Source organism: Gallibacterium trehalosifermentans, assembly GCF_042433055.1.
In the GTDB taxonomy this organism is placed as follows: Bacteria; Pseudomonadota; Gammaproteobacteria; order Enterobacterales; family Pasteurellaceae; genus Gallibacterium; species Gallibacterium trehalosifermentans.
The window spans coordinates 71,818-98,339 of the sequence record NZ_JBHLWB010000007.1 but is presented as its reverse complement, the minus strand read 5'-3'; the positions used below and the strand labels follow the sequence as shown (position 1 = coordinate 98,339).

Below are 26,522 nucleotides of genomic sequence, written 5' to 3'. Positions count from 1 at the left end.
GAAATGGCTTACGCCGTTTGTGCCTTATATCTCCGCCCTGAAGGACGGAGTTTTACGGCACGAGTCTGATAAAATATTAAAAGGTTCCCTTGTGTCTTGCCCGAATGGAGAAAAGATTTTTAGGCAAAAAACGTCTAATTTTTCTGAGTTTTACGAAGAAAAATATCAGTTTTTTGCCGCCCGAAAAATCTTGACGGAATGAGGAATTAGCAAGGCACTAGGGCGTGCTTTTTTTTGCCCACTTTTCTTTGCACGAGCAAAAAAAAGTGGGTCGCTCTTTAGAGCGAAAATTTAATAATTTAGGCATTTAAAATCTTACGAATTTCTTCCACACTAAGATGATACTCATGTGGACAAGCACGCCACATTGCTAACATTTTTTGATATTTTTCTGCCATACAAACTTGTGCATCGCTATCTTCTGTATAGAACACAACATCAGTATAAAGTTTCTCTGTCTCACGTAAGAACTTCACATATTGGCAATATTTTTTCTCTCTCACTGCACAGTAACCAACAAATTTAATTTGATGCGCACTCACAGCTGATGGATCTTGTAGATTGTTATAAGACACCTGCAAAGCATGATACATTTCTAACGTATCTCGCACCATTTTACATTCTGCTTCAGTTAGATAAGAAAACCCTTTATCTAATTCTTGCAACTCTTTCGCAAAGCCACTTTGTACAATAGTTTTCAAACGGCGATAATATGCAGCTTGTTCAGGATTCAATAATGCCATTAATTCATATTGGTTGGCTAAAATTAAACGTTGAGTGGAGGTCATTTCCATGATGCTATCCTTGATAAAAAGTAAAAAATTAATGCGACATACTGTAAAAGATTACACACGATGCCGCATTAATTTGAATCAAAAAAATAGCAGATTAATCGATTTCATCGACAATATTTTTATCTAATGTTTCTTTCGACTTATTTTCTACCTTACCGTCAGAAACTTTAAAATTTAAGTTTTGGAAATAGGCTTCCCGATAAGTAACATACGGATCTTGAGCTTGCTTCAGTAAAGCATCTTGATCTAATACACTTGCTCGTTTATCTATGCCTTGAATACCCCATTTTAATAAACTCCAAGGACCTAATAGTGATAGCATTGGATAGTTCATATCCACAATATGCCCTAAATCTTGACGAGGCGTTGCGGCTCCATATCCTGGTAAAACAACATAACTTCCTGCGCCCATTCCATAATGCCCTAACATATCACCAAATTCGCGTGTTTCGTGTACTCGCAATGGTTCACTAGCACTGGCAATATCAATTAAGCCCCCCAAACCAAAAACACTATTAATCCAAAAACGATCGAAATGTACCATCGCTTGCTTAAAATTACCTTCCAGCAAACGATTCACGAAACTCATCGGCTCATCTAAATTATTCGCAAAATTGGTCAATCCCGTTTTCACCGGTGCAGGTACATAATCCCGCCACCCTTTTGCTACAGGACGTAAGACATATGGATCAAGATAGTTATAGTTAACATTCCACATTGCGCGATTAAAGCTCTGTAAAGGGTCATTACGCTCACCATTTTCATTATGACTCGCACACCCCACCGTCATCGACACCACAGCAATGACCACCAAAGATTTTTTATTAAACCATTTTTTCATCATACAATTTCCCACTTGTTCAATCATTTCCTTATTCTAATCAAAATTTATCCATAAAAAAACGTTCGAGCAAATAACACTTGCTTTAAATGAATAAATATTCAAAAATAACGCATATTTTTTCACTTTAAACAAAATCTTTCATTTGTATTTAAACGTTTGCTCCATTAAAATAACGCGATTTTTTCATTTATAGAAAAAACTTTCAGACGCGATTTAGCCAACATGATAAATTCGTACTGTAGTTTATTACGTAATCTAAGTTGTGGTTAATGAGCATTCGTAAGTGTTCGACCAAACACATAAATTTTTTTAGGAGTAATTGATGTCTGAACAAGCTATTCTCGTCCTTGCTGATGGTTCTATTTTCCGTGGTACAGCTATCGGAGCATTAGGGCATACCATCGGTGAAGTCGTTTTTAACACTTCAATGACTGGCTACCAAGAAATCCTTACCGATCCATCATATACCAAACAAATCGTTACCTTAACTTATCCACATATTGGTAATACAGGCATAAACAATGAAGATATTGAATCTAATGCAATTTATGCCGCAGGTTTAATTATTCGTGATTTACCGTTATTACACAGTAATTTCCGTAGCGAAATGTCTTTACAACAATATCTTATACAAAATAATGTTGTAGCGATTGCTGATATTGATACTCGCCGTTTAACCCGTTTATTACGTGATAAAGGTGCAATGTCAGGTTGCATTATGGCTGGTGAAATTGATGAGCAAAAAGCCTTAGAATTAGCGCAAGGTTTTGGCTCTATGGCAGGTAAAGATTTAGCAAAAGAAGTAACCTGTGATACCCCTTATGAATGGACTGAAAAAGTATGGCAACTTGGCGTTGGTTATTCACAGCAAGATCATTTTCGTTTTCACGTTGTTGCTTATGATTTCGGGGTTAAGCGTAATATTTTAAGAATGTTAGCAGAGCGTGGTTGTCGTATTACTGTCGTACCAGCGACAACACCAGCTCAAGATATATTGGCGTTAAATCCTGATGGTATTTTCTTATCGAATGGCCCTGGTGATCCCGAACCTTGTGAATATGCAATTACCGCTATCAAAACCTTACTTGAAAGTAAAAAACCAATCTTTGGCATTTGTTTAGGACATCAATTATTAGGCTTAGCTGTTGGCGGAAAAACCAAAAAAATGGCATTTGGTCATCACGGTGGTAATCACCCAGTGGAAGATCTTGATAATAATAAAGTATTAATTACTAGCCAAAACCACGGTTTTGAAGTCGATGCCGACAGCCTACCAAATAACGTGCGCATTACCCACCGCTCACTATTTGATGGTTCTGTACAAGGCATTGCCTTAACGAATCAATCCGCTTTTTCATTCCAAGGCCACCCAGAAGCAAGTCCTGGTCCACATGATGTAGCTTACTTATTTGATAAATTTATTCATGAAATGGAAGTTGCTCGTCATACTCATACTGCTGCGCCTTATGTGGTTCGTTACTAAACAAGATACAAATTAATGGAAAATAGATTATGCCAAAACGTACAGATATAAAATCAATCCTTATCATTGGTGCGGGTCCAATCGTTATCGGTCAAGCTTGTGAATTCGACTACTCAGGCGCACAAGCCTGTAAAGCCTTACGAGAAGAAGGCTATAAAGTCATTTTGGTCAACTCAAATCCAGCAACAATTATGACCGATCCTAATATGGCAGATGTAACCTACATTGAGCCAATCCGCTGGCAGACCTTAGCAAAAATCATTGAAAAAGAACGTCCTGATGCCATTCTTCCAACAATGGGGGGACAAACGGCATTAAATTGTGCTTTAGATCTCTCTAAACACGGAGTATTAGCGCAATATCAAGTTGAGTTAATCGGTGCAACTGAAGATGCGATTGATAAAGCAGAAGATCGTGGTCGTTTTAAAGAAGCGATGCAAAAAATCGGACTCAATACACCAAAATCTTTTGTTTGTCATAGCTTTGCAGAAGCTTGGCAAGCTCAAAAAGAAGTCGGCTTTCCAACCTTAATTCGTCCCTCTTTTACTATGGGTGGCTCTGGTGGTGGAATTGCTTACAACCGCCAAGAGTTTCAAGAAATTTGCGAACGTGGCTTTGATGCGTCGCCAACCCACGAACTTTTAATTGAGCAATCCGTTCTCGGGTGGAAAGAGTATGAAATGGAAGTGGTGCGAGATAAAGCAGATAACTGTATTATCGTCTGCTCAATCGAAAACCTCGATCCAATGGGCGTACATACAGGTGATTCAATTACTGTTGCTCCTGCACAAACATTAACCGACAAAGAATATCAAATTATGCGTAATGCCTCGCTTGCAGTATTACGTGAAATTGGGGTTGATACGGGTGGTTCCAATGTGCAATTTGCCATTAACCCAGAAAATGGGGAAATGATTGTGATTGAAATGAATCCTCGTGTGAGTCGTTCTTCTGCATTAGCATCAAAAGCAACTGGTTTCCCGATTGCTAAAGTCGCAGCTAAACTTGCCGTAGGTTATACCCTAAACGAATTACGCAACGACATCACTGGCGGTTTAATTCCTGCTTCTTTTGAACCATCTATTGATTATGTGGTTACGAAAGTACCGCGTTTTGCCTTTGAGAAATTCCCACAAGCCGATGATCGTCTTACCACGCAAATGAAATCCGTTGGTGAAGTTATGGCAATGGGCAGAACCTTCCAAGAATCATTACAAAAAGCCTTGCGTGGCTTAGAAACAGGCATTTGTGGCTTTAATTTACGTTCAGAAGACAACGAAAAATTACGCCATGAAATTTCTAACCCAGGGCCAGAACGCTTACTCTATGTTGCCGATGCTTTTGGTTTAGGTTGGTCTTTAGATGAAGTTTATCGCTATACCAAAATCGATCCTTGGTTTTTAAGACAAATTCAAGATCTTGTTTTAGAAGAACTCGCATTAGAAAAGAAAACCTTTGAGCAATTAGATTATGCTGAATTACGCCGTTTAAAACGTAAAGGATTCTCGGATAAACGTATCGGACAACTGACTAAAGTTAGCGAAGAACAGGTAAGAAATCGCCGTTATGAACTCAATCTGCACCCAGTGTATAAACGTGTCGATACTTGTGCTGGTGAATTCAAATCAGATACTGCTTATCTCTATTCAACTTATGAAGAAGGGTGCGAAGCAAATCCATCTACTCGTAAGAAAATTATGATTCTTGGTGGTGGTCCGAACCGCATTGGTCAAGGGATTGAATTTGACTATTGTTGCGTCCACGCTGCTTTAGCCTTACGAGAAAGTGGTTTTGAAACCATTATGGTGAACTGTAACCCAGAAACAGTTTCTACTGACTTCGATACTTCAGATCGCCTTTATTTTGAGCCACTTACCTTAGAAAATGTATTAGAAATTATTCATCTCGAACAACCATTTGGGGTAATCGTACATTATGGTGGACAAACACCATTAAAACTGGCTAACGCACTACACGCCAATGGTGTCAATATTATAGGTACCTCAGCGGATAGCATTGATGCGGCAGAAGATCGCCAACGTTTCCAACAAATTCTTAATGATCTTAACTTAAAACAGCCACCTAATCGTACTGCTCGCAATAGTGAAGAAGCCGCTAAATTAGCAGAGGAAGTTAGCTATCCATTAGTCGTTCGCCCATCTTATGTATTAGGCGGACGTGCAATGCAGATCGTCTATAACGAAGAGGAATTAAATCGTTATATGCGTGAAGCTGTACAAGTATCTGAAGATAGTCCGATCTTATTAGATCACTTCCTTGATAATGCCACTGAAGTCGATGTGGACTGTATTTGTGATGGTGAAATTGTTGTGATTGGCGGTATTATGCAGCACGTTGAGCAAGCAGGTATTCACAGTGGCGACTCCGCGTGTTCATTACCAGCCTATTCATTAACTAAAACAATCCAAGATGAAATTCGTCGTCAAACTGCGGCAATGGCAAAAGCCTTAAAAGTGGTTGGTTTAATGAATGTACAGTTTGCAGTACAAAATGAGACAATCTATGTCCTTGAAGTCAATCCGCGCGCATCTCGTACTGTCCCATTTGTGAGTAAAGCAACTGGCGTACCATTAGCTAAAATTGCCGCTCGTGTGATGGCTGGCATCTCCCTCACAGAACAAGGCTTCACAAAAGAAGTGATTCCAGAAAAATTTGCAGTGAAGGAAGCTGTATTCCCATTTATCAAATTCCCAGGTGTCGATACGATTTTGGGACCTGAAATGCGTTCTACCGGTGAAGTGATGGGTGTAGGCATAACCTTTGAAGAAGCCTTTATTAAAGCACAACTCGGTGCAGGTGAACGTATTCCACAAACAGGCAAAGTGTTCTTATCCGTTGCCGATCAAGATAAACAACGTATTTTACCTGTGGTGAAACAATTACAACGCTTAGGTTTTGGGCTATGTGCAACTTACGGTACAGAACAGTTCTTAGCTGAACACGGTATTGTCGTGCAACATATTAATAAAGTACGTGAAGGTCGCCCTCATATCGTTGATGCAATTAAAAATGATGAAATTGCATTAGTGATCAATACCGTTGATGGAAAGCCAGAATCCATTGCCGATAGCCACTCTATTCGCCGTAATGCGTTACACCATAAAGTGATGGTTCTCACAACTGCAAATGGTGCATCTGCATTAGTCAGTGGTTTAGATAAATTAGAACAACTCGGCATTTATTCACTACAAGACTAATCTCTCAATCCTCTACTATCTCCTAAGATAGTGGAGGATTTCCTTTAATTTTATATTTCCTTTTTATATACGTAAAAAAGCCTATCCAACTGGATAGGCTTATAAGTTATCTACTAAAGAACAGATTAATACATTTCGATATTAATACCTTGCTCAATATAAACATCGAACGTTACCTTACCATCATTATATTGATATTTGGTTTGGGCAGCGATATTTCCTTTTGCTGTACCAGCAACAGTTTGTATGCCGATACCACTTATATCATCAAAGTAATTGACGTTATCGGCGACTTTACTCCAGTAATTATCGTCAAATTTCACTTTGTTAGCTCTATCTGCACTATTGGTATATACAATCGCATGACCAACAGTTCCTGTAGCTGTACCAAAATCAAACATTTGTCCAAAGTTCAAGGTATTACCTTGACCATTTAACTGAATCTGTTCAATCATATCAGTTAAATTTAATTTATCATGGGCACTTGGTTTTCCATAAGTAAATTCATAGTTAGAACTATTCCAAACTAATTCATCTCTACCTTCACCACCGCCAATTGTGGTAACGCCGTTAACGGTTATTCCTATTTGAGGAACACGACCTATCTGACCATTGATTTCGATAACGTCATTTCCCTTACCTGCAGAAATCGTATTACTTATTTCATACAGATTAGTTAACACAATACGATCGTTACCTGCACCAGTGTTTACTGAAGTACCTTCAATATAATCCTTCTGATGAATTTGATTTGCACCATTCACCCCACTTAAACGGATAGTATCATCTCCACTACCAGACGTAATATTAACTAAGTACACGCCATTATTGATAGTTAAGCTATTGTTACCATCTCCTAAGTGAATTTCTGGGCGAGAACCAAGTTGTACCGCAGTAACATTCGGATCTGCTTCAAGTGTCGCCACTTGATCACTGCTAGTTGCAACCTTAATCGTATCATACCAACCTGCACGCTCACCGTTAGGTGTTAATTGAGTTCTTAGATAATCCATACGCTGTCTAGCCCCATCTGAGCCACCCGCAAAGCCACTGTTCAACTCAATATCATCTGCAGAGTAACCACCAGAGAGAGTAACATGATCGGCGCCACTACCTAAATAGAACACCGCACTATCCTCGACCTTACCCTTAATCGTAATGGTACTACTATCGCGTGAAGCAATTAATGTCAATCCAGATACATCTTTGTTGATAGTTAACGTATCATTACCTTTACCAAGATTGATAATATTTGAACCATATCTTCCCTCAGCTGTCAGTGATTCAAACGATCTTAGATGCTCATTTAGGTTTATCTTATCGTCCCCTTGACCTAAGTCGAAGTAGTTAGAACGTAACTTTCCACTTGGATCCGCTGCATAAATTGATTTTTCGATATTAACCACATCACTACCTGTTCCCATCGAAATCTTAGTTGCCGTATAGTGCATTGCATTGATTTCTCCAGGGAAAGTACCCTTGATTTGCAATATGTCATTACCATCACCCATATTGATACGTTGATCGTAATGCCCTGCATCACCAATTTCACCACCGATACCACCTGACAAGATAATTGAGTCATTACCTGTGCCTGTATCCGCAACTACTTTAGAGTAGATATTCGTTGCAGAAATAATATCATCGCCGCCCGCTGTATTAAGATTCAAGATCTGATCTCCACTCGCTGAATTACTACCATTGTAGTTAATCGAGCCCCGGAATTTTTCTGTATCCCCTGATGTTGGCGTAATCACAACAATATCGTTACCCTCTGTAGTACGATATGGGCTATCTTGAGTACTTGATTGACCATCGCGGTTAGCATTTTGTGCGGTTGCCACTGATGGCGCTAACGTCGGTGTTAAGTCATTTGTTAAACGAGGTAACTTAATTAACTTAAATTTCGGTACTTCGATCTTATTACCAGCCTCATCAGCCACAAAGGTATATACATCAGGATTAGCTAAATCACTTTCATTAATAGTGATTGAACCGTGTAAACCACCTGTTTTATACGCACTAGCCTGATTTGATGCATTTTCTTTTTGTAATTCGGTATTCGCTACACCACTATCGGTTTCATTAGTTATTGAATACAACTGTTCACCTGGCGAATTAACCGCTAACGATACAGTCCCATTAACGACATTTATAGAATAACGTAAATCAGGCTGTACTGTATCAATCGTAATTGGTTGAGCAGTTAACGATGCGCCCCCTGTTACCACATTACCAGCCGCATCAGTTTGTTCAGCTTTCACCACATATTTATGTCCATTTTCTAAAGTAACAGCACTTGCATTAAATGTTGTCTGCGTCGATGTTATCGCTTGGTTCTCACTCCAAACAGCTGTACCCGTTGCTTGATCGATAATCGACAACTTCACATATGCACCAGATGGAGTCGTACCTTGTGAAATTACTTTAATGTTTGCCCAATTTTGATCATCAGTAAAACGATTAGGTGAGTTTACTGTCATTGTATCTCGGAATAAACCAACATCATCAGCAATATCAATACCACTGAATGAGAATGTAGAAGACTTACCTTTTAATACGTAACTATAAGTCAACTCGGTACCATCTTGAGCAGAAACTTTTAAAGCCTCAATTTCCGTACTATTCAACTTACTCGCCTTTTCTTGATCAATTTGAATAATTAATTGACCATTTTCATCAACTTTATAACGAACATAGCCTCCATGACCGCCCGAATAGGTTAACGCATTAATCCAACCATCTGTTGGTTTTAATGTTTCCGTTGTTCCCATATCTTGGTTATAGACTTGTGTATCCGCTAATGGAATTTTGACTTCTCGCCAAATAATACCGTTTTCATCAGCAGGTTGCTCAGCGCCGTATTCATCTGCCTCCGTATTACTTCTCGCCTGAGTATAATCCACTTTTTGAAGTCTTTTATCTCCTCCCAACGGACTTATATAGTCTTCCATATCTTTTGCTGAGAACCATAACGAATCAGCCTTATCTCCCGCCTCAGGAACGTCAAATGATAACTCATCAATCTTCGCTTTTAAGCCAGCTGCATCATCGTCTTCTCTAACAACATTTGCGATTTGTAACGCTTTCTGTTTAGCGGCTTCTAGCTCACTTAACTTAGCTTCTAACTCCGCCACTTCACCATCGGTATATCCTGGACCATACTGAGTTTTTAACGCTTCTGCTGCATTTTTAATGTCAAGTGCTTTCTGATAAAGATCTTCAGCAACATTCTTCGGTGTTGAAGAAGTATTATTTGGATCAGATGTTGCATATTTTTCCACATCATTTGAATAGCCATCTGCATCAGTATCGGTTACGGCAACCGTATCTGCTGGCACAGTAATCTCATCTAACTTCGCTTGATAGGCTTCTACCTGTTCAGGGGTTAATTGTGTCTTAATCTTATCAAACTCCGCCTGAGCAGCAGCTTTCTTCGCAGTAGCATCATTAAGCGCATCAGTAACAGGTTGTTTCTCAGCTGGTGTAATCAAGCCATTACTATTCTGATCTGCTCCTGAAATAGCCGTTTTTGCCGCATTCACCGCATTTATCGCTTGCTGAATTGCGTCATCTAACGGTTGTGTATCTACTGTTGCCGTTAATTCTGGTAATTCAGATGTTGCTTTTGCATCACCTGTAGCTAAACGTGTCGCTAACGCCTCTTTGCTTGTATTTACTTCGGTATTTGTTGTGCCATCTGGAATACCGTTTACACCAGTATTTTCCTCTGCACTACCGAGCGCTGTTGTACGTGCTGCTTCTGCCTCATTCTTCAGGTTAGTTAAGTTATCAAGCTCAGTTTGCGTTACTTTACCATCTGACTCAGCTTGGCGTTTCGCCTCTTCATACTGTGTAACTTTTTCTGCCGCTGTATCAACTAACCCTTTCGCATTTGCAACTTCAACTGTATCAATCGTACCATCTGCATCTTTATCATTCACAACTGGTAAATCCGATGTTGCTTTTGCATCACCTGTAGCTAAACGCTCTGCTAACGCTTCTTTGTTTGTATTTACGTTCTGATCAGTATTTGTTGTACCATCTGGAATACCGCTTACACCAGTATTATCCGTTGTACTACCTAGCGCTGTTGTACGTGCTGCTTCAGCTTCATTCTTCAGGTTAGTTAAGGTTGCTAACTCTTCTGGCGTTACTTTACCGTCTGATAATGCAGTTGTTTTCGCCTCTTCATACTTAGCAACTGCTTGTGCTGCCGTATCAACTAACCCTTTCGCATTTGCAACTTCAGCTGTATCAATCGTACCATCTGCATCTTTATCATTCACAACTGGTAATTCAGATGCTGGGGCTGCATCACCACTGGTTAAACGAGTTACTAATGCATCTTTTCCTTCTGTACCATCAGGAATACCGTTTACACCTGTATTCTGCGTTCTATCACCTAATGCAGTTTGACGTGCGTCATCGGCTGCTTGTTTCTTACGAGTTAGATCAGCTAACTCTGTTGGTGTTAACTTACCATCTCCTAATGCTGCTGTTTTTGCATCTTCATAAGCTTTTCTTGCTTCCGCAGCTCTATCAACGGCAGATGTCGCTTCTACAACTTCTTGCGTATCCAGTTTTGTATCCGCATCTTTATCATTCGCTTCTGGTAATGCACTTGGCTCCATCATTCCATTTGCACGTGCTACAACACTGTCCTTCCCTTCTGTTCCATCTGGAATACCATTAACTGCAGCTTTTGCTTCATTCAATTTAGCAATTGCTTGCTTTCTTAAATTGTCTAATGACTTAATTAAATCTGGATTTGCTACTGTTGTGCCTGTTCTCACGTTATTTGCAATATTTTCATAACGTCTAAGCAGTTTGTCTGCTTCATCTAATAACGATGCTGCATTCTCCACTTCGACTGTATCAATCGTACCGTCTGCATCTTTATCATTCACGACTAGTAAAGCCGATGTTGCTTTTGCATCACCTGTAGCTAAACGAGTCTCTAGCTCCGCTTTGCTTGTATTTACTTCTGGATCGGTATTTGTTGTGCCATCTGGAATACCTGAGCCCGATTTTCCTGCTACAACAGTGATCGCATTGTTAGCTTCTGTTCGTGCATCTTCAGCAGCATTCTTCAGAGTAGTTAAATTATCAAGCTCAGCTTGACTAATAACACCATCTTTTTCTGCTTCTGTTTTCGCTGCTTCATACTGTGCAACTTTTTCTGCCGCCGTATCAACTAGCCCTTTCGCAGTTGCAACTTCTACTGTATCAATCGTACCGTCTGCATCTTTATCATTCGCTGCTGGTACCTCAAAGCTAATCGCGTTAATTGCATCAATTAAAGCAGCTTTGCCTTCATCTTCTTTCACGAGATTTGCTGCAGCTAAGGCTTTCGCTTTTAACGCGTCAATAGCGTCTGCTTTTTCTTGTAATGCTTCAACCTCTGCATCAGTATATCCCTCTCCCACTGCAGTTTTCGCTTGTTCTGCTTCTGCTGCTAACGCTGCCGCTTGTTCTTTTAATGCTTCTGCGACACTCTTCGGTGTTGAACTATCATTATCAATTTCTGAACCGGCTGTAGTTTCATCTGTATTTGAGTAACCATCTGCATCATTATCTGTAACTTCAACCGTATTTTCTGGTGCAATAATCGCATCAATCTTATCTTGATACGATTTCACCTGTTCTGGCGTTAATTGATCTTTGATCTTATCAAGTTCTGCTTGCGCTTTTTCTTTCGCCGTCTCTACATCGGCAATCGCCTCTATTACAGTTGCTTTTTCTGCTGGGGTGATTAGTCCATTATTGTCTGTATCCGCTTCACCAATCGCTGTATTCGCAGTACCTACCGCAGCTTTAGCATCTTCAAGCGCTTGCTCTAATGGTGCCGTATCGACTACTGGTTGCGCTGTGCCATTAGAAGTATCATCTGAACCATCTCCTCCATTATCACCTGCAGTTGGCTCAGTATTTGGTTGTCCATCGGTTGATGTCTCACCAGTATTTGCACCTGTATCTGATGATTCTGTTGGATCTGTCGGTGATGACGTTGTATCTGTGCTATCATTGCCACCTGCTTCTGTCTCTGTTCCTGCTGGTTGCTCACTAACAGGTTCTTCAGTTGAACCTGTTGATGTAGTAAGCGCTGGTAACTCACCCACTGGTGCCGCATCGCCCCCCTCAGCTAAACGTCCCTCTAATGACGCTTTGCTTACACCATTATCTCCTGTTGTTCCCTCTGGAACCTCATTCACTGCTTCTACTGCTGCGTTATGTGCTGCATCTGCTGCCTCTTTCAATGGTTGCAATGCGTCTAAGTCTTCTTGCGTTACTTCATCGTCAGAAGTTAATTCAGCTTTCTTAGCTTCATAAGCGTCTTTCGCCTCTTTCGCTGTATTAACAGCACTTTCTGCTGCCGCTAATTCGCTTTCATCAGGCTTATTATCCCCATCTACGTCATTCGCTACTGGTACATCAAAGCTAATCGCATTAATTTCATCGATTAAAGCAGTTTTGCCTTCATCTTCTTTCACGAGATTTGCTGCAGCTAAGGCTTTCGCTTTTAACGCGTCAATAGCGTCTGCTTTTTCTTGTAATGCTTCAACCTCTGCATCAGTATATCCTTCTCCCGCTGCAGTTTTCGCTTGTTCTGCTTCTGCTGCTAACGCTGCCGCTTGTTCTTTTAATGCTTCTGCGACACTCTTCGGTGTTGAACTATCATTATCAATTTCTGAACCGGCTGTAGTTTCATCTGCATTTGAGTAACCATCTGCATCATTATCTGTAACTTCAACCGTATTTTCTGGTGCAACAATCGCATCAATCTTATCTTGATACGATTTCACCTGTTCTGGCGTTAATTGATCTTTGATCTTATCAAGTTCTGCTTGAGCCTCAGCTTTCTGCGTTGCAACATCGGCAATCGCCTCTGTTACAGTTGCTTTTTCTGCTGGGGTGATTAGTCCATTATTGTCTGTATCCACTTCACCAATCGCTGTATTCGCAGTACCTACCGCAGCTTTAGCATCTTCAAGCGCTTGCTCTAATGGTGCCGTATCGACTGCTGGTTGCGCTTCTGGCTGCGCTGGTTCGTTAGGGTTTTCACCTGTTGCCCCTGTATCTGTATCTAATGTAGGATCATCATTGGGATTAGGTGTTGAATCTGTTTGATCCTCAGGAATATTTGTATTCTCTCCTGAGTTATTTCCTTGTTGAGTTGGCTTTGTATCTTCTGCCGTAGGAGTAGTACTATCTGAATTTGAATTATCTATATTTTCTGATGATGAAGGTTTATTTTCCCCCCCCCATTGCTACTGCCGCTGCTGCCACCGCCGCCGCCAAGTGATAAGCCACCTGCAAGTAGTCCGAAACCAACCAATCCACCTAATGTCCACCAATAATTACTTTGACTTTCTGCTAGTGTGCCTACTTCGCCGGCAGTAAAAGAAGTTAATTCATGTTCAACTTGAGTAATAATAACTTGTCCTGCTTCAATTCCCTCTTGTGCAGGAACATCTAACACAGCAAAACATTGATTATCTTCTGAACAGTGTTTCCAAAAACCTTTAATAATAACTTCACTATTATCCTGTTCATTTTTGAATATAAGATCGTTGCCATTGCGCATCGTTTTGATATGCTCTGGCGTTTTCCCTGTTTTAGGATCGACTAATTGATAAGTTTCTCCTGGTACTGCGTTCTCTATATATGTTTTCCCTGGCTTTATAGTTATCTTCATTTGCTTAATTTTTAACAATAAATCCATATAAAAAATTCTCCAATCTATTTTTATTAAGACTTGATCGTAGAATTGAAATACCTAAATATTACTTAATGTATTTTTCTTCTACTTGAACTAGAAACTTTCATTTTCATTACACACTGAATCTATCAGTTGACAAATAACTACCTTTTACCTTTTCGTTAAGTAAGTTTATGTTGTCTTATGTAAAAAATGGTGCGCTATGCTATAAGAAATTATTCATATAATTCAACTATTAAAATGTATATATAATGTTAAAAATTAAGATTCTATATTTAAACTTTTGTTTATTTAATTTTATTTTCACTAATAATCAATTAATAATCTAAATGTAATTTATTGATAAATAAAATAAAAACCAATTTACCCCCCCCCAATCAACAAATATTGTTTCCATTTTGTTAATTATTATAAATAATAGGAATTGCCTATTTTATTGATAGTTTATATAAAGTAAGCTTACGTAAAACTTATCCTATAATGCGCAATTTTTATTGCTTACGAGTATTATAAAGTTACGAATAGAGACGAAAGTGGAGCATACCTATATGAAAAGAAAAACTTTAATATATTCAATGATTAGCTGTATATTTTATTTAACAAGTATAAATAATGCTTTTGCTAATAAAACAACTTTAAAACAAATTTTAGACAATGCTTTTGCGACAGATCCCGAATTACTTGAAGCTAAAACCAATACAATGGTTGCTCGTAATCAAACGGAACAAGCCATTTCTGGACATTATCCAACGTTATCTGTTTTTGGACGCCAATCACTAGATGAGTATTCTAGAAATAGTGATACATCTAATAAGCACCAATTCACGCCTGGTGTATCAGCATCAGTAAATATTTATTCCTTTGGCGCAGTAGAGAAGAAAATCGCTCATTCTGTTGCTAATGAAGATGCTTTACGCCATAAATATAATGAGAGTAAAGAGAATCTGACTTATCGTATAACCGAGTTATATTTAAATGCCTTACGACATAAAGACTCTATCGCGGCACAATCTCGCGGATTAGTTCGTTTACAAAGTATTATTCAGGAAATTGGCGCGATTGCAGATAACGATGAGGGACGACGTTCGGAGTTTGTACAGGCACAAGCCCGACTCTTTGCTGTTGAACAACAAATGAATGCAACAGAACGTGAATTACAAGATACCTTGAGTCAATTACAACGTTATTCTGGTACAAAAGTGAGCCGAAACAGTTTAAGTAATCCTTTCCAAACCATGACGCGTGCTTTACTGGAAACAAGCTATTCTCAAGCAGAAAACTTGCACCCCTCTTATCAAACAGCTAATGCTAATATCAAAACAGCACAAGCCGATCTAGAAGCGGAAAAAGCAAGCCATTATCCTAAATTAGATCTTGTTGGGCAGGTTACTAAAGATGATCGTCAGGTCTATTTAAATGTTTCTTGGGATATGTTTAATCGTTCTAATTCTTATAGTGTGCAAGAGAAAGCTCAACTACTCAATGCAGAGAAAAATCGATTAGATAAAACAGTATTAGACTTACAAGAAAAAACACGTACCGCGCTGATTAATTTAGATGAATATCACAAACAGCTGAAAACACTGAGCAATCAAGTCAACTCGCTAAATGAAGTAACAAAATATTACAAATTGCAATTTTCGATTGCCAAACGTTCGCTACTTGATCTACTTAATGCAGAAAATGAATTATTAAATGCAGAATTAAGTCGAGTAAGTACCGAGTATCAATTCCGTCATACTTATTTAGATTATCTTTATTCGCAAGGTATGACATATCACTGGGCAACAAATTTAAAATAATCTCTCAATTATTATGAAACTTATTATTGAAAATATTGCGCTGGTTACTCAGTTATTAGGGGCGCCATTATCTGTACCAACATTGGCGACACATTCTATTCGTCGTACGGGAAATAGTATTGATTTTTCTGTGCTTTGTGAATATTTGCGTAGCGAGGGGTTTGATAATAATCTTTCACAACGCTCTTTACAGGATATTCCTTCTCTCGCTGTTCCCGTTTTAGCGTTATTACATAATGAGGAAGCGGTTGTTATTACGCATATCGATCAAGATAGTAAAGGAAATCGCGTTTATACCATTACACACACAGACAATCTTACTTCCCAACTAAATGAAGCAGAATTAGCCGAAAAATATCTTGGCTATTGCTGGTTTATTAAACCTCGCTTGGCAAAAGATACTCGCTCTGAACTGCCTGAATATGCGCTGCCTAAAACGTGGTTTTTTAAGATTATTTGGCGCTTTAAGAAATATTATTATCAGGTTATTTTGGCAACCTTTGTTATCAATTTATTAGCCCTGATCAGTTCATTATATGTGATGAATGTATATGACCGTGTTATCCCTAACCAAGCTTATGAAACCTTATGGGTATTAAGTATTGGCGTGATACTTGCCATCTCTTTTGAATTTATGGCGAAAATGATTCGCGGGCGTTTAACGGATATTGCAGGGAAAAAAGCCGATTTAATTATTAGTTCAATGCTCTTTCGGCGCGTCATGTCTTTACGTTTACAAAATCGCCCTGCCTCTTCTGGTTCTTATGCCAATAATCTACGTGATTTTGAAGCAGTACGGGAATTTTTAACCAGTGCAAGTTTACTAACTATCGTCGATCTTCCATTTTTAATTCTCTTTATTAGTGTTATTGGTATTGTTGGGGGAAAACTGGCTATTGTACCAGCAATGATTATTCCTACTGTAATTATTATTGGTATCGTTGCGCAATTCCCTTTAGCAAAAGCCATTAATGAATCAATGCGAGAATCATCTCAACGTCAAGGTTTAGTTGTTGAGGCGATTGAGGGAATTGAAACAATTAAAACCAATAATGCCATGTCATGGGCGCAAAAACGTTGGGATTACTATACAGCGAAAAGTTCTTACTCTTCTATTAAAGTAAAAGATATTAGTAACTTTGTCGTCAATATTATCACCGCATTACAGCAGTTAAATACGGTCATTCTCGTCATTGTTGGTACCTACTTGATCCATAGCGAGGATCCTAGTTCTCGTATCACCATGGGAGCATTAATTGCGTCGGTTATTCTATCGGGTCGTGCTTTAGCACCATTAGGACAAATCGCAGGTTTAGCAAATCGTTTCCAACAAGCATGGACTGCCCTCAAAGGGGTTGATGGCATCGTCTCAAAGCCGATTGATAAATCTATCGATCGGGATTACATCAGCCTACAGCAAGTTTCAGGGCATTTACAATTTAAAAATGTCAGCTTTAAATACCAAGAAGATGGTCAATTTGTACTACAAGATTTCAATTTAACGATTCGACCAGGTGAAAAAGTTGCCATTTTAGGGAAAATTGGTAGTGGAAAATCCACCGCATTGAAACTTGGCGTAGGGCTATACGATGTAAACGCAGGCAGCATTACCTTAGATGGAATTAACTTACAACAGTTAGATCCTTATTTCTTACGTAATCAAGTTTTATTATTAGAACAAAGCCCTCGCCTCTTTTTAGGTACATTAAGAGAAAATCTTGATATTGGGAGAATGGATTCTTTCCCATCGGATCAAACCTTATTACAAGCGTTACAGCGCTTTGGGCTATTAAATTTAATTCAATCTCACCCACGTGGTTTAGATATGCAGCTAGGTGAAAATGGCTTAGGGTTATCTGGTGGGCAAAAACAAGCTATCGCCCTAGCAAGAATGACTCTCAAAGATCCTAAAGTCGTGTTATTAGATGAGCCAACGACAGGATTAGATCAATTCCATGAACAACAAGCGCTCATTGGACTTGCACAATGGCTACAAAATCGAACATTGGTTGTCATTACTCATCGTCCTCAGGTGCTGCAATTAGTCAACCGAATTGTGGTAGTAGAAAACGGTAAAGTCGTGATGGACGGTCCAAAAGAGGTTATCTTACAAAAATTAGCTGCGCCTGCGGTACAGCATCAGGAACAAACAAACTCTCACACAGTTTCTGAAAATCAAGATGCAACACAAAAGCAGCCAGACAATAATCAAGCGTAGTATTGGATATTAGAAATGATAAATAAGCAATTACATAAAATCTTATCTTTTTTACGTAAGATCAAAGAAAATATAGCAACTCGCTCTGTGCAAACCAATACCAGTCAGCAAGAAGTTAAGGAAAATATCGCCAGTAAAGACTTACATTTACTCAATGATTTACACGCAGCATTGCAAGAAGAAAAGCATACTGGTTTATTTGCGATGATTTGGCTATTAACGGCATTCCTCATCGTTTTTATCACTTGGTCTTATTTTAGCAAAATTGAAGAAGTTACCCGTGGGCAAGGTACAATTATTCCAAATAGCCGTGAACAAATTATTCAGAGTTTAGATCCTGGTATCCTAAGTCAGATGATGGTCAAAGAGGGTGATTTAGTTGAAAAAGGACAAGTTCTGCTAAAACTTGATGATACCCGAAGCTCTGCGATTCTGCGAGAAACACAAGCGAAAGTAGATAACTTAGAAGCAATCGCTATCCGTCTCAAAGCAGAAATTTCTGGTAAGCCTTTACTCTTCCCTGAAAATATTCCTGTTGAAATGCGTGAACGTGAAATGGGTGTTTACCGAGCGAAAAAAGAGGCGTTAGATGAGGCTATCAAAACGCTACGCGAAAGCAAAATATTACTCGATTCTGAAATTGCACTCACTGAACCCATGGTAAACAAAGGCGCGGTTTCTCAAGTTGAATTACTGCGCATGAAACGATCAGCCAATGATATGGCATTGCAAATTTCTGAGCGTGAACATAAATATATCACCGATGCCAGCAATGAATTAGTACGTATTCAGGGCGATCTTGATCAAGCAAAAGAGAACCTTGCTGCGCGAGCGGATCCTGTGGAGCGTTCTTTGCTGCGCGCGCCATTAAAAGGTATTGTAAAAAATATTCGGGTCAATACGATTGGCGGAGTAATTTCCGCTGGGCAAGATATTATGGAGATTGTTCCCGTCGAGGATAACTTATTAGTTGAGGCGTATATTAATCCAAAAGATGTGGCATATATTCGCCCTGGTATGAAAGCTGTCGTTAAATTGAGTGCCTATGATTATGCTATCTATGGCGGGTTAGAGGGTATCGTTACACTGCTTAGTCCAAGTACGTTACAAGATAAACGTCAAGCAAGCGATCTTAACTTGAACCCCAATAACTCTTTCTATCGTGTATTAATCAGAACATCAGGTAGTCATTTAACTGATAAAGATGGGCATGAATTACCCGTTTTACCAGGTATGATCGCTTCTGTTGATATTAAAACAGGCGAAAAAACCATTTTCCAATATCTGATTAAACCAATCACGCGAATGAAGCAATCATTACAAGAAAGATAGCATTATAAGGTTAAATAAAATCCTCTTTAGAGATACCACTGTTAAATCAACTCGGAACTTTTGGTAAAGACTAAAGGGGATTTCTTACTAAACGTATTATCTTCGTTTAATTTTTAACAGAATAGGCAAACGTTTGCATTTTTCGATAGTAGATTTTTTTCATCTCAGGTAAAATTCACACCTCATTTTTTATCAGTATCCATTTTTAAAGGTAATTCAATGGCTAATATGCTAGAACAACGTTTTGAACTCTCAGCCCGTAAAAGTTCTTTACGTCAAGAAGTAATCGCGGGACTCACAACTTTCTTAGCAATGGTTTATTCCGTAATCGTCGTACCAGGAATGTTAAGCAATGCGGGGTTTTCTGCTGAGTCTGTCTTTATCGCCACTTGTTTAGTAACGGGCTTAGGATCTATCTTAATCGGTTTTTGGGCAAATGCACCAATGGCAATCGGCGTCGCTATTTCACTTACGGCCTTTACCGCATTCAGTTTAGTATTAGGACAACAAGTAAGTATCCCTGTTGCATTAGGTGCGGTATTTTTAATGGGGATCTTGTTTAGTGTCATTTCTGCCACAGGAATCCGTGCTTGGATTTTACGTAATCTGCCAGCCAGTATCGCTCACGGTGCAGGAATCGGCATTGGATTATTCCTCTTATTAATTGCTGCCAATGGCGTTGGCTTAGTGGTTGGAAATAATGCAGGATTACCAGTAAAACTCGGTGAGTTTACCTCATTCCCCGTAATGATGTCGTTATTAGGTTTAGCGGCAATTATCGGCTTAGAACGTTTGCAAGTAAAAGGTGGTATCCTATTAGTGATCATTGCCATTACTATCATTGGCTTAATTTTTGATCCAAGTGTCAAATTTGCAGGGCAATTTTTCAAATTACCATCATTTGGTGAAACCTCTCACTTCTTACAATTAGATATCGCTGGCGCGTTACAACCGATGGTATTACCTGCCGTATTTGCGTTAGTGATGACCGCTGTCTTTGACGCCACAGGAACCATTCGCGCCGTTGCTGGACAAGCAAATCTATTAGACAAAGATGGGCAAATTATCAATGGGGGAAAAGCATTAACCTCTGATTCTGTAAGTAGCCTTTTCTCTGGATTATTTGGCACTGCGCCTGCTGCTGTCTATATAGAATCGGCTGCAGGTACTGCGGCTGGTGGTAAAACAGGCATTACCGCGATTGTCGTTGGGCTATTATTCCTCTTAATGTTATTTTTCCAACCATTAGCCGCATTAGTACCAGGTTATGCTACTGCACCTGCGTTGATGTATGTTGGTTTATTAATGCTTAGTAATGTTGCAAAATTAGATTTTGATGATTTTGTTGGCGCAATGAGTGGCTTAATTTGTGCTGTATTTATCGTGCTAACAGCCAATATTGTAACAGGTATTATGCTTGGTTTTGCCGCATTAGTTATCGGTCGTATCATATCTGGTGAATGGAAAAAACTCAATGTTGGTACGGTAGTCATTGCTATCGTCCTTGTGATCTTTTATGCAGGGCATTGGGCAATTTAACCTTTAGTGCTAACCGTGTATAAATAAATTATTTATACACGGTTATTTTCTCACCAAAAATGCGTTTTCAATGTGCGTTACTCCCGATTTTATGCTATTTTTATCAGCAGTTTATTATCTTAGATAAGGTCAGTTAATTTATGGAAAAAGTGATTATCGATGAGAATCAGTTTTTTCGTACCATTTCTCGTATTTCTCATGAAATTATAGAAAAACATCAATCACTTGATGATGTGATTATTGTTGGTATTAAGCGACGAGGCGCAGAAATTGCTGAGTTGCTACGACAAAAAATTGCTCAACTTACCAACATTACATTGCCATATATGGAATTAGATATTACATTTTATCGTGATGACCTAGAGTATGCTGATGCTACTGAACTCCCTGTTTATCGTGGTGCCTCAGAACAGCTTGATATTCAAAATAAAAATGTCATTTTGGTTGATGACGTTTTATTTACAGGGAGAACGATTCGTGCTGCATTAGATGCGTTAATTGACTTTGGACGAGCAACAAAGATTGAATTGGTTATTTTTGTTGATCGTGGGCATAGAGAATTGCCTATTCGAGCTGATTATGTAGGAAAAAACATTCCAACTTCGCGACAAGAACAAATCCAAGTCAAAACCATGAAATTTGATGGTTGTTTTCAGGTGGATTTATTACGATCTGATTGAAACCTTTTATCATTTTAAAACTCTAATACAAACTTTACATTGCAAAGGACAACATTATATGAAACATAAATGGATCAAATACATTCTTCTGGCAGGTTGTTTATCTTTCACTGCAACCAGCTATGCTGTAGAAAAAGTTGTGGCAACGATCAATGGCACGCCGATTCTTAATAGCCAAGTAACAAAAGCTTTAGGCAAGAAAGCCAATACCCCAGAAAACCGTGCCGCCGCATTGGAAGGCATTATTGATGATATGCTAGTACAAAAAGCGATTGCTGAAGCGAAAATTTCTGTTTCTCCACAACAGATTCAACAAATTATGCAGCAAATTGCCGCACAAAATGGCTTAACTTATGGTCAATTTTTAGATGCGTTGGATTACCAAGGCATTGGTGAAGCAAGATTCCGCCAGCAAATCGCCCATCAAATTATTATGGGGCAAATTCGCGATAAAGCGATTAGTGAGAATATTTCTGTATCACGTGAACAAGTTGAACAATTAGCAAAACAGATGTTCAACGATGCGCAGCAAAAAGGCACCCTTAAAACAGTTACCGTACCTGAATACTTAGTCAATCATATCTTAATCAAGACAAATCCATTATTAAATGATGCGCAAGCGAAACAACAACTTAGTTCTTTACGCGCCGATATTCTTGCCAATAAAACCTCTTTTGCAGATGCTGCAAAAACCTACTCCAAAGATTACCTGTCTGGCGCAAATGGGGGGAGCTTAGGTTGGAATGTTCCAGAAATCTATGAACCTGCATTTCAAGCCATGATTAAAAATACAAAAAAAGGGGCAATTTCCCAACCTTTTAAAACAAAATATGGTTGGCATATTTTGCAAGTTGTTGATACTCGCCAAGGCGATAGAACCAAAGATAGCTATATGCAGAAAGCCTACCAGCAAATTGTTAATCAACAAGCGATGGAAGCGTCTAAAGATTGGGTAAAAACTTTACGCCGTTCAGCAGACATTAAGATTTTGCAAAAATAATCTTTGTAGCATAAACTGCACGCTATTACCGACCGCACATTTTGTGCGGTCATTTTTTCCATAATTAAACGTAAAAAATAGTATAAAAACTTATGAATTCAAAAACTCACCTTGGACATACCGCTCGAAAACGTTTTGGTCAAAATTTCTTACATGATGATCATATTATCCAAAGCATTGTTGCCGCGATTAATCCACAAAAAGAAGATTTCCTTATTGAAATTGGACCTGGATTAGGTGCATTAACCGAACCTGTTGCAGATCAAATTGATCATTTGACAGTGATTGAATTAGATAGAGATCTCGCAGAAAGATTACGTCATCACCCATTCTTACATCAAAAACTTACTGTCATTGAACAAGATGTAATGCACTTTGACTTTAAGCAATTTGCCACTAACCACCAAAAACCATTACGAATTTTTGGTAATTTACCGTATAACATTTCCACTCCATTAATGTTCCATTTATTCCAGTATCATAATGTGATTCAAGATATGCACTTTATGTTACAAAAAGAAGTGGTTAATCGTTTATGCGCAGGGGTGAATAGCAAGGCATATGGAAAATTAACCATTATGGCACAATATTTTTGTCAGGTTATTCCTGTGTTAGAAGTACCACCAACCGCATTTAAACCTGCGCCAAAAGTAGATTCTGCTGTTGTACGTTTGGTACCGCATAAAACGTTACCTCACCCAGTAAAGGATCTCTATTGGCTAAATCGAGTATGTACTCAAGCATTCAATCAACGTCGTAAAACATTACGTAACTCCTTAATGGATCTCTTTTCTGCTGAACAATTAACCGTATTAGATATTAATTTAACGGATCGTGCGGAAAACCTGAGTATTGCTGACTATGCTCGTTTAGCAAACTGGTTAGCTGATAATCCTCCTCAGATGAAAAATGAGAATGTAGAGAAGATTGAGGATTAGAATGGAATATCTCACGCTACTTATTGGTATTGTATTTATTCTCTGGGGGGCTGATCGTTTTACCGATGGCGCGATTGCCTTAGCAAGACGCTTTCATATTAATGAACTTGTTATTGGCTTAACGATTGTTGCCTTTGGCACATCATTACCTGAGTTTATTACTAGCTTTTGGGGAGCATTAAAAGGAAACGCGGGGATTTCTGTTGGTAATATCATTGGCAGTAATTTATTCAACACACTGGTCATCGTAGGGGCAAGTGCATTAGCCACTCCCATTTTAATAAAAGCAAGTTCCATCAAAAAAGAAATCCCTTTCTCACTATTAGCAGCTATTGCTTTTATTATTTTATGCTTTGATAAGCTATTAAATATACAACTCATCGACACAATCTCACGCGCAGATGGTTTAATTTTACTCCTTTTTTTCATTCTTTTTCTGAGTTTTACTTTCTCAACTACACAGCAACAAGATACTGAACAGGAAGCAATCACAGCCCTACTTCCCATGACAAAAGTAATTTTCTTTCTCGTTATTGGACTTATCGCTTTAATCTGGGGAGGTGATCTGTTTGTTTCGGCTGCAATACAAATTGCGCATAATTTTGGTATTAGTGATGCTGTTATTGGTTTAACTATTGTTGCTACAGGAACATCATTACCAGAATTAGCGACTTCAATTTTTGCAGCAAAAAAAGGGAGTTCAGATCTTGCAATAGGCAATGTTGTCGGTAGCAATATTTTTAACCTCTTTTTTGTCATGGGGGCTTGTGCAGCAATATTCCCTCTCGAAGTGGGCGAAGTATCATATCTGGATTTTGCCATGTTAATTATTAGCACCTTATTACTCTGGTGGTTTGCCGCAACAGGACGCAAAATTACACGCTTAGAGGGAGGAATATTACTCACAACTTACTTCTTTTATCTGGCATATTTATTAAGCACTTTGTAAGGAGAAATTGTGGCAACCTATATTGTTGGTGATCTACAAGGCTGTTTTGATGAGTTACAACTGTTATTACAACAAGTGAACTTCAATCCAACTCAAGATAAACTCTATTTAGTCGGTGATCTGGTTGCTCGTGGCGATAAGTCATTGGAATGTTTACGCTTTGTAAAATCACTTGGTTCCGCGGCACAAACTGTTTTAGGCAACCACGATCTCCATTTACTTGCTACCGCTTACGGCATCAAAAAAGTAAAAGAAAAAGATCGTGTTGATGCTATCTTCTCTGCACCAGATTTTGCAGATCTTATCTTTTGGTTACGTCAGCAACCATTATTAATTGATCGTTCAAAGGAACAAGGCTTTGTGATTACTCATGCAGGAATTAGCCCAGAATGGGATTTAGCCACCGCAAAACAGTGTGCGCATGAAGTAGAACAAGTTTTACAAAATGGCGATTATCAAACCTTACTTGCAGAAATGTATGGCGATCAGCCCGATCATTGGCGACCTACCCTCACTGGTATTGAACGATTACGTTATAGTATTAATGTCTTTACCAGAATGCGTTTTTGCTTTCATAACAAACGATTAGAATTTGCGTGTAAACGCCCACCACAAGCGGCACCAGATGATTTAATCCCTTGGTTTGAGTTACAAAATCCACTCTATCAACAAGTTAATCTACTATTTGGACATTGGGCTAGTCTAATTAATTATCCAACAGCAAAAAATATTTATCCATTAGATACAGGGTGTGTTTGGGGAAATAAGATGACCATGTTACGTTGGGAAGATAAACAATATTTTACTCAACCTGCAGTAAAATCCTACATTGGATAGCGTCTATTTTATCAGCAGTCCACAGTCTCTAAGTAAAGTAAAGATAATAAAAAAGTCGCTATACAGCGACTTTTTCTCTCTCAATCTTAATTATTTAACAGCATCTTTTAATGCTTTACCTGAAACAAAGGCTGGAACTTTAGTTGCTGGGATTTTAATTTCTTTACCAGTTTGTGGATTACGACCAGTACGTTCTTGACGTTGATTCACTTTGAATGTACCGAAACCGATTAATTGTACTGGATCACCTGCTTTAAGGCTTTCTGTAATTGCTTCTAAAGTTGCTTCTAATGCTTCTTTAGATGCTTTTTTACTTAAGTTAGTACGTTGTGCAATTACGTCAACTAATTCAGTCTTGTTCATAAATAATTACCCTCTATAAATTTACTATGGTTACAAATTGAATAGATTATCTCTTTTTCAATCTCTTTTATCGCAAGCCGAGATAGCTTTAATTGGTGAAGATCCCCTATTCCACCCCAGCTCAAGCCTTGTCATGAACCAACAGATTAATCTAACTTGCGTCAGATTAAAAGCCCTTTATTCACAAAATTAGAAAAAAATTACATTAATTGCTTATTTCAACTCCAATATTACTCATTTTTGTGGCACGGATCTCATTTTTTAACTGGTTAATTACTGAAATATCACGATTTTCTAACGAATTTAATGTGCGATAAATTGCCCATTGTATATCTAATTCAGCAGTAATGAGTTCATGTTCTTTCAGTTCTTTTTCACTAAGCTTTCGGTTCTCTTCTATTTCTAATGAGACAACAACGGTTTGTAATGATAATACACTTACTTTGACTGCTTGCTCCAATGCTTCCCCCGCAATAATGGTATGCAATAAATCGGATAAAGCCTCACACGCATCTACTGCTGGCACAATACCAAAAAAATCGTAATCGTTAATATCTGGAATAATTTCTTCAAACTTCTCTAACTGATGCTCAAAATTAATTTTGGCATCTTTTACTGTTAAGTATTCCCAAACAAGATTTAGGATATTGTGATACATCTTAGCGTGTTGCGGTTGTTCCACAATCTGACAAAACATGACAAAATTTGGGTACATACGCTCACATAAACACGCCATAAAGACGAGTTGCTGCCAACTTTCTAGATTAGCTAATCGTTTTTGAATTGGATTACGCATTCTCTT

At 38.6% G+C, this 26,522-nt stretch carries 19 protein-coding genes; 13 read left to right on the top strand and 6 right to left on the bottom strand.

The genetic code is table 11. The features are described from left to right. On the top strand, positions 1 to 202 hold a 202-nt coding region (locus ACFFHK_RS07035), incomplete at its 5' end, for a hypothetical protein (protein ID WP_382370945.1). A 97-nt stretch (positions 203 to 299) separates the two neighbouring features. Here ACFFHK_RS07035 and ACFFHK_RS07030 read toward each other — a convergent pair. Beyond that, on the bottom strand, positions 300 to 794 hold the full coding sequence (locus ACFFHK_RS07030) for a YfbU family protein (protein WP_382370943.1): 495 nt from the start codon (positions 792 to 794) through the stop codon (positions 300 to 302). A gap of 94 nt (positions 795 to 888) precedes the next feature. After that, positions 889 to 1,635 carry an MlaA family lipoprotein gene (locus ACFFHK_RS07025; protein ID WP_382370953.1) on the bottom strand — a complete coding sequence of 249 codons (747 nt, stop codon included), beginning with the start codon at positions 1,633 to 1,635 and terminating at the stop codon, positions 889 to 891. Positions 1,636 to 1,960: 325 nt separating this feature from the next. Here ACFFHK_RS07025 and carA point away from each other — a divergent pair, with 325 nt between their 5' ends. Further along, positions 1,961 to 3,121: a glutamine-hydrolyzing carbamoyl-phosphate synthase small subunit gene (carA, locus tag ACFFHK_RS07020; RefSeq protein ID WP_382370941.1), complete on the top strand. Its 1,161-nt coding sequence runs from the start codon at positions 1,961 to 1,963 to the stop codon at positions 3,119 to 3,121. Between the two features lie 29 nt (positions 3,122 to 3,150). Continuing rightward, positions 3,151 to 6,339, top strand: coding sequence for a carbamoyl-phosphate synthase large subunit (carB, locus tag ACFFHK_RS07015; protein WP_382370939.1), 3,189 nt, complete (start codon positions 3,151 to 3,153; stop codon positions 6,337 to 6,339). Positions 6,340 to 6,464: 125 nt separating this feature from the next. Here the strand turns inward: carB and ACFFHK_RS07010 are convergent, their stop codons facing one another. Beyond that, positions 6,465 to 13,283 carry a GA-like domain-containing protein gene (locus tag ACFFHK_RS07010; protein WP_512700287.1) on the bottom strand — a complete coding sequence of 2,273 codons (6,819 nt, stop codon included), beginning with the start codon at positions 13,281 to 13,283 and terminating at the stop codon, positions 6,465 to 6,467. Here ACFFHK_RS07010 and ACFFHK_RS07005 point away from each other — a divergent pair. Continuing rightward, positions 13,270 to 13,470 (top strand): hypothetical protein, encoded by a 201-nt coding sequence (locus tag ACFFHK_RS07005; protein ID WP_382370937.1) that lies wholly within the window; start codon positions 13,270 to 13,272, stop codon positions 13,468 to 13,470. The genes ACFFHK_RS07010 and ACFFHK_RS07005 overlap by 14 nt on opposite strands. 97 nt (positions 13,471 to 13,567) lie before the next feature. Here the strand turns inward: ACFFHK_RS07005 and ACFFHK_RS07000 are convergent, their stop codons facing one another. After that, a complete protein-coding gene (locus ACFFHK_RS07000; RefSeq protein WP_382370935.1) occupies positions 13,568 to 14,038 on the bottom strand; it encodes a hypothetical protein in 471 nt (156 codons plus the stop codon). Positions 14,039 to 14,610: 572 nt separating this feature from the next. Here ACFFHK_RS07000 and ACFFHK_RS06995 point away from each other — a divergent pair. The 9 genes from ACFFHK_RS06995 (at position 14,611) to apaH (ending at position 25,357) form a co-directional block, all read left to right on the top strand. After that, positions 14,611 to 15,864, top strand: coding sequence for a TolC family protein (locus ACFFHK_RS06995; protein WP_382370933.1), 1,254 nt, complete (start codon positions 14,611 to 14,613; stop codon positions 15,862 to 15,864). 13 nt (positions 15,865 to 15,877) lie between these two features. Then, complete coding sequence (locus ACFFHK_RS06990; protein ID WP_382370931.1) at positions 15,878 to 18,082, top strand: type I secretion system permease/ATPase; 2,205 nt, start codon at positions 15,878 to 15,880, stop codon at positions 18,080 to 18,082. A gap of 15 nt (positions 18,083 to 18,097) precedes the next feature. Continuing rightward, on the top strand, positions 18,098 to 19,414 hold the full coding sequence (locus tag ACFFHK_RS06985) for a beta-barrel domain-containing protein (RefSeq protein ID WP_382370929.1): 1,317 nt from the start codon (positions 18,098 to 18,100) through the stop codon (positions 19,412 to 19,414). Positions 19,415 to 19,633: 219 nt separating this feature from the next. After that, a complete protein-coding gene (locus ACFFHK_RS06980) occupies positions 19,634 to 20,953 on the top strand; it encodes an NCS2 family permease (protein WP_382370927.1) in 1,320 nt (439 codons plus the stop codon). A gap of 140 nt (positions 20,954 to 21,093) precedes the next feature. After that, a complete protein-coding gene (pyrR, locus tag ACFFHK_RS06975) occupies positions 21,094 to 21,633 on the top strand; it encodes a bifunctional pyr operon transcriptional regulator/uracil phosphoribosyltransferase PyrR (protein WP_382370925.1) in 540 nt (179 codons plus the stop codon). A 58-nt stretch (positions 21,634 to 21,691) separates the two neighbouring features. After that, positions 21,692 to 22,633 carry a peptidylprolyl isomerase gene (locus ACFFHK_RS06970; RefSeq protein WP_382370923.1) on the top strand — a complete coding sequence of 314 codons (942 nt, stop codon included), beginning with the start codon at positions 21,692 to 21,694 and terminating at the stop codon, positions 22,631 to 22,633. A gap of 92 nt (positions 22,634 to 22,725) precedes the next feature. Next, entirely contained in the window at positions 22,726 to 23,571 is an 846-nt protein-coding gene (rsmA, locus tag ACFFHK_RS06965; RefSeq protein ID WP_382370921.1) for a 16S rRNA (adenine(1518)-N(6)/adenine(1519)-N(6))-dimethyltransferase RsmA, read from the top strand. Position 23,572: 1 nt separating this feature from the next. Further along, a complete protein-coding gene (locus tag ACFFHK_RS06960) occupies positions 23,573 to 24,520 on the top strand; it encodes a calcium/sodium antiporter (RefSeq protein WP_382370919.1) in 948 nt (315 codons plus the stop codon). Between the two features lie 9 nt (positions 24,521 to 24,529). Continuing rightward, the gene (gene apaH, locus ACFFHK_RS06955) at positions 24,530 to 25,357 is read left to right on the top strand and encodes a bis(5'-nucleosyl)-tetraphosphatase (symmetrical) ApaH (protein WP_382370917.1); all 828 of its coding nucleotides are present in this window, start codon (positions 24,530 to 24,532) and stop codon (positions 25,355 to 25,357) included. A 90-nt stretch (positions 25,358 to 25,447) separates the two neighbouring features. On the opposite strand, the gene hbs is transcribed toward apaH, so the two are convergent. Further along, entirely contained in the window at positions 25,448 to 25,720 is a 273-nt protein-coding gene (gene hbs / locus ACFFHK_RS06950; protein WP_066104693.1) for a non-specific DNA-binding protein Hbs, read from the bottom strand. A gap of 205 nt (positions 25,721 to 25,925) precedes the next feature. Beyond that, positions 25,926 to 26,516, bottom strand: coding sequence for a YjaG family protein (locus ACFFHK_RS06945; protein ID WP_382370914.1), 591 nt, complete (start codon positions 26,514 to 26,516; stop codon positions 25,926 to 25,928). Positions 26,517 to 26,522 lie beyond the last annotated feature (6 nt).

Bases quoted from the DNA above. Each gene is read 5' to 3' on its own strand.
- ACFFHK_RS07030 (WP_382370943.1), bottom strand. From the start codon at position 794: ATGGAAATGACCTCCACTCAACGTTTAATTTTAGCCAACCAATATGAA.
- ACFFHK_RS07025 (WP_382370953.1), bottom strand. From the start codon at position 1,635: ATGAAAAAATGGTTTAATAAAAAATCTTTGGTGGTCATTGCTGTGGTG.
- carA (WP_382370941.1), top strand. From the start codon at position 1,961: ATGTCTGAACAAGCTATTCTCGTCCTTGCTGATGGTTCTATTTTCCGT.
- carB (WP_382370939.1), top strand. From the start codon at position 3,151: ATGCCAAAACGTACAGATATAAAATCAATCCTTATCATTGGTGCGGGT.
- ACFFHK_RS07000 (WP_382370935.1), bottom strand. From the start codon at position 14,038: ATGAAGATAACTATAAAGCCAGGGAAAACATATATAGAGAACGCAGTA.
- ACFFHK_RS06995 (WP_382370933.1), top strand. From the start codon at position 14,611: ATGAAAAGAAAAACTTTAATATATTCAATGATTAGCTGTATATTTTAT.
- ACFFHK_RS06990 (WP_382370931.1), top strand. From the start codon at position 15,878: ATGAAACTTATTATTGAAAATATTGCGCTGGTTACTCAGTTATTAGGG.
- ACFFHK_RS06985 (WP_382370929.1), top strand. From the start codon at position 18,098: ATGATAAATAAGCAATTACATAAAATCTTATCTTTTTTACGTAAGATC.
- ACFFHK_RS06980 (WP_382370927.1), top strand. From the start codon at position 19,634: ATGGCTAATATGCTAGAACAACGTTTTGAACTCTCAGCCCGTAAAAGT.
- pyrR (WP_382370925.1), top strand. From the start codon at position 21,094: ATGGAAAAAGTGATTATCGATGAGAATCAGTTTTTTCGTACCATTTCT.
- ACFFHK_RS06970 (WP_382370923.1), top strand. From the start codon at position 21,692: ATGAAACATAAATGGATCAAATACATTCTTCTGGCAGGTTGTTTATCT.
- rsmA (WP_382370921.1), top strand. From the start codon at position 22,726: ATGAATTCAAAAACTCACCTTGGACATACCGCTCGAAAACGTTTTGGT.
- ACFFHK_RS06960 (WP_382370919.1), top strand. From the start codon at position 23,573: ATGGAATATCTCACGCTACTTATTGGTATTGTATTTATTCTCTGGGGG.
- hbs (WP_066104693.1), bottom strand. From the start codon at position 25,720: ATGAACAAGACTGAATTAGTTGACGTAATTGCACAACGTACTAACTTA.
- ACFFHK_RS06945 (WP_382370914.1), bottom strand. From the start codon at position 26,516: ATGCGTAATCCAATTCAAAAACGATTAGCTAATCTAGAAAGTTGGCAG.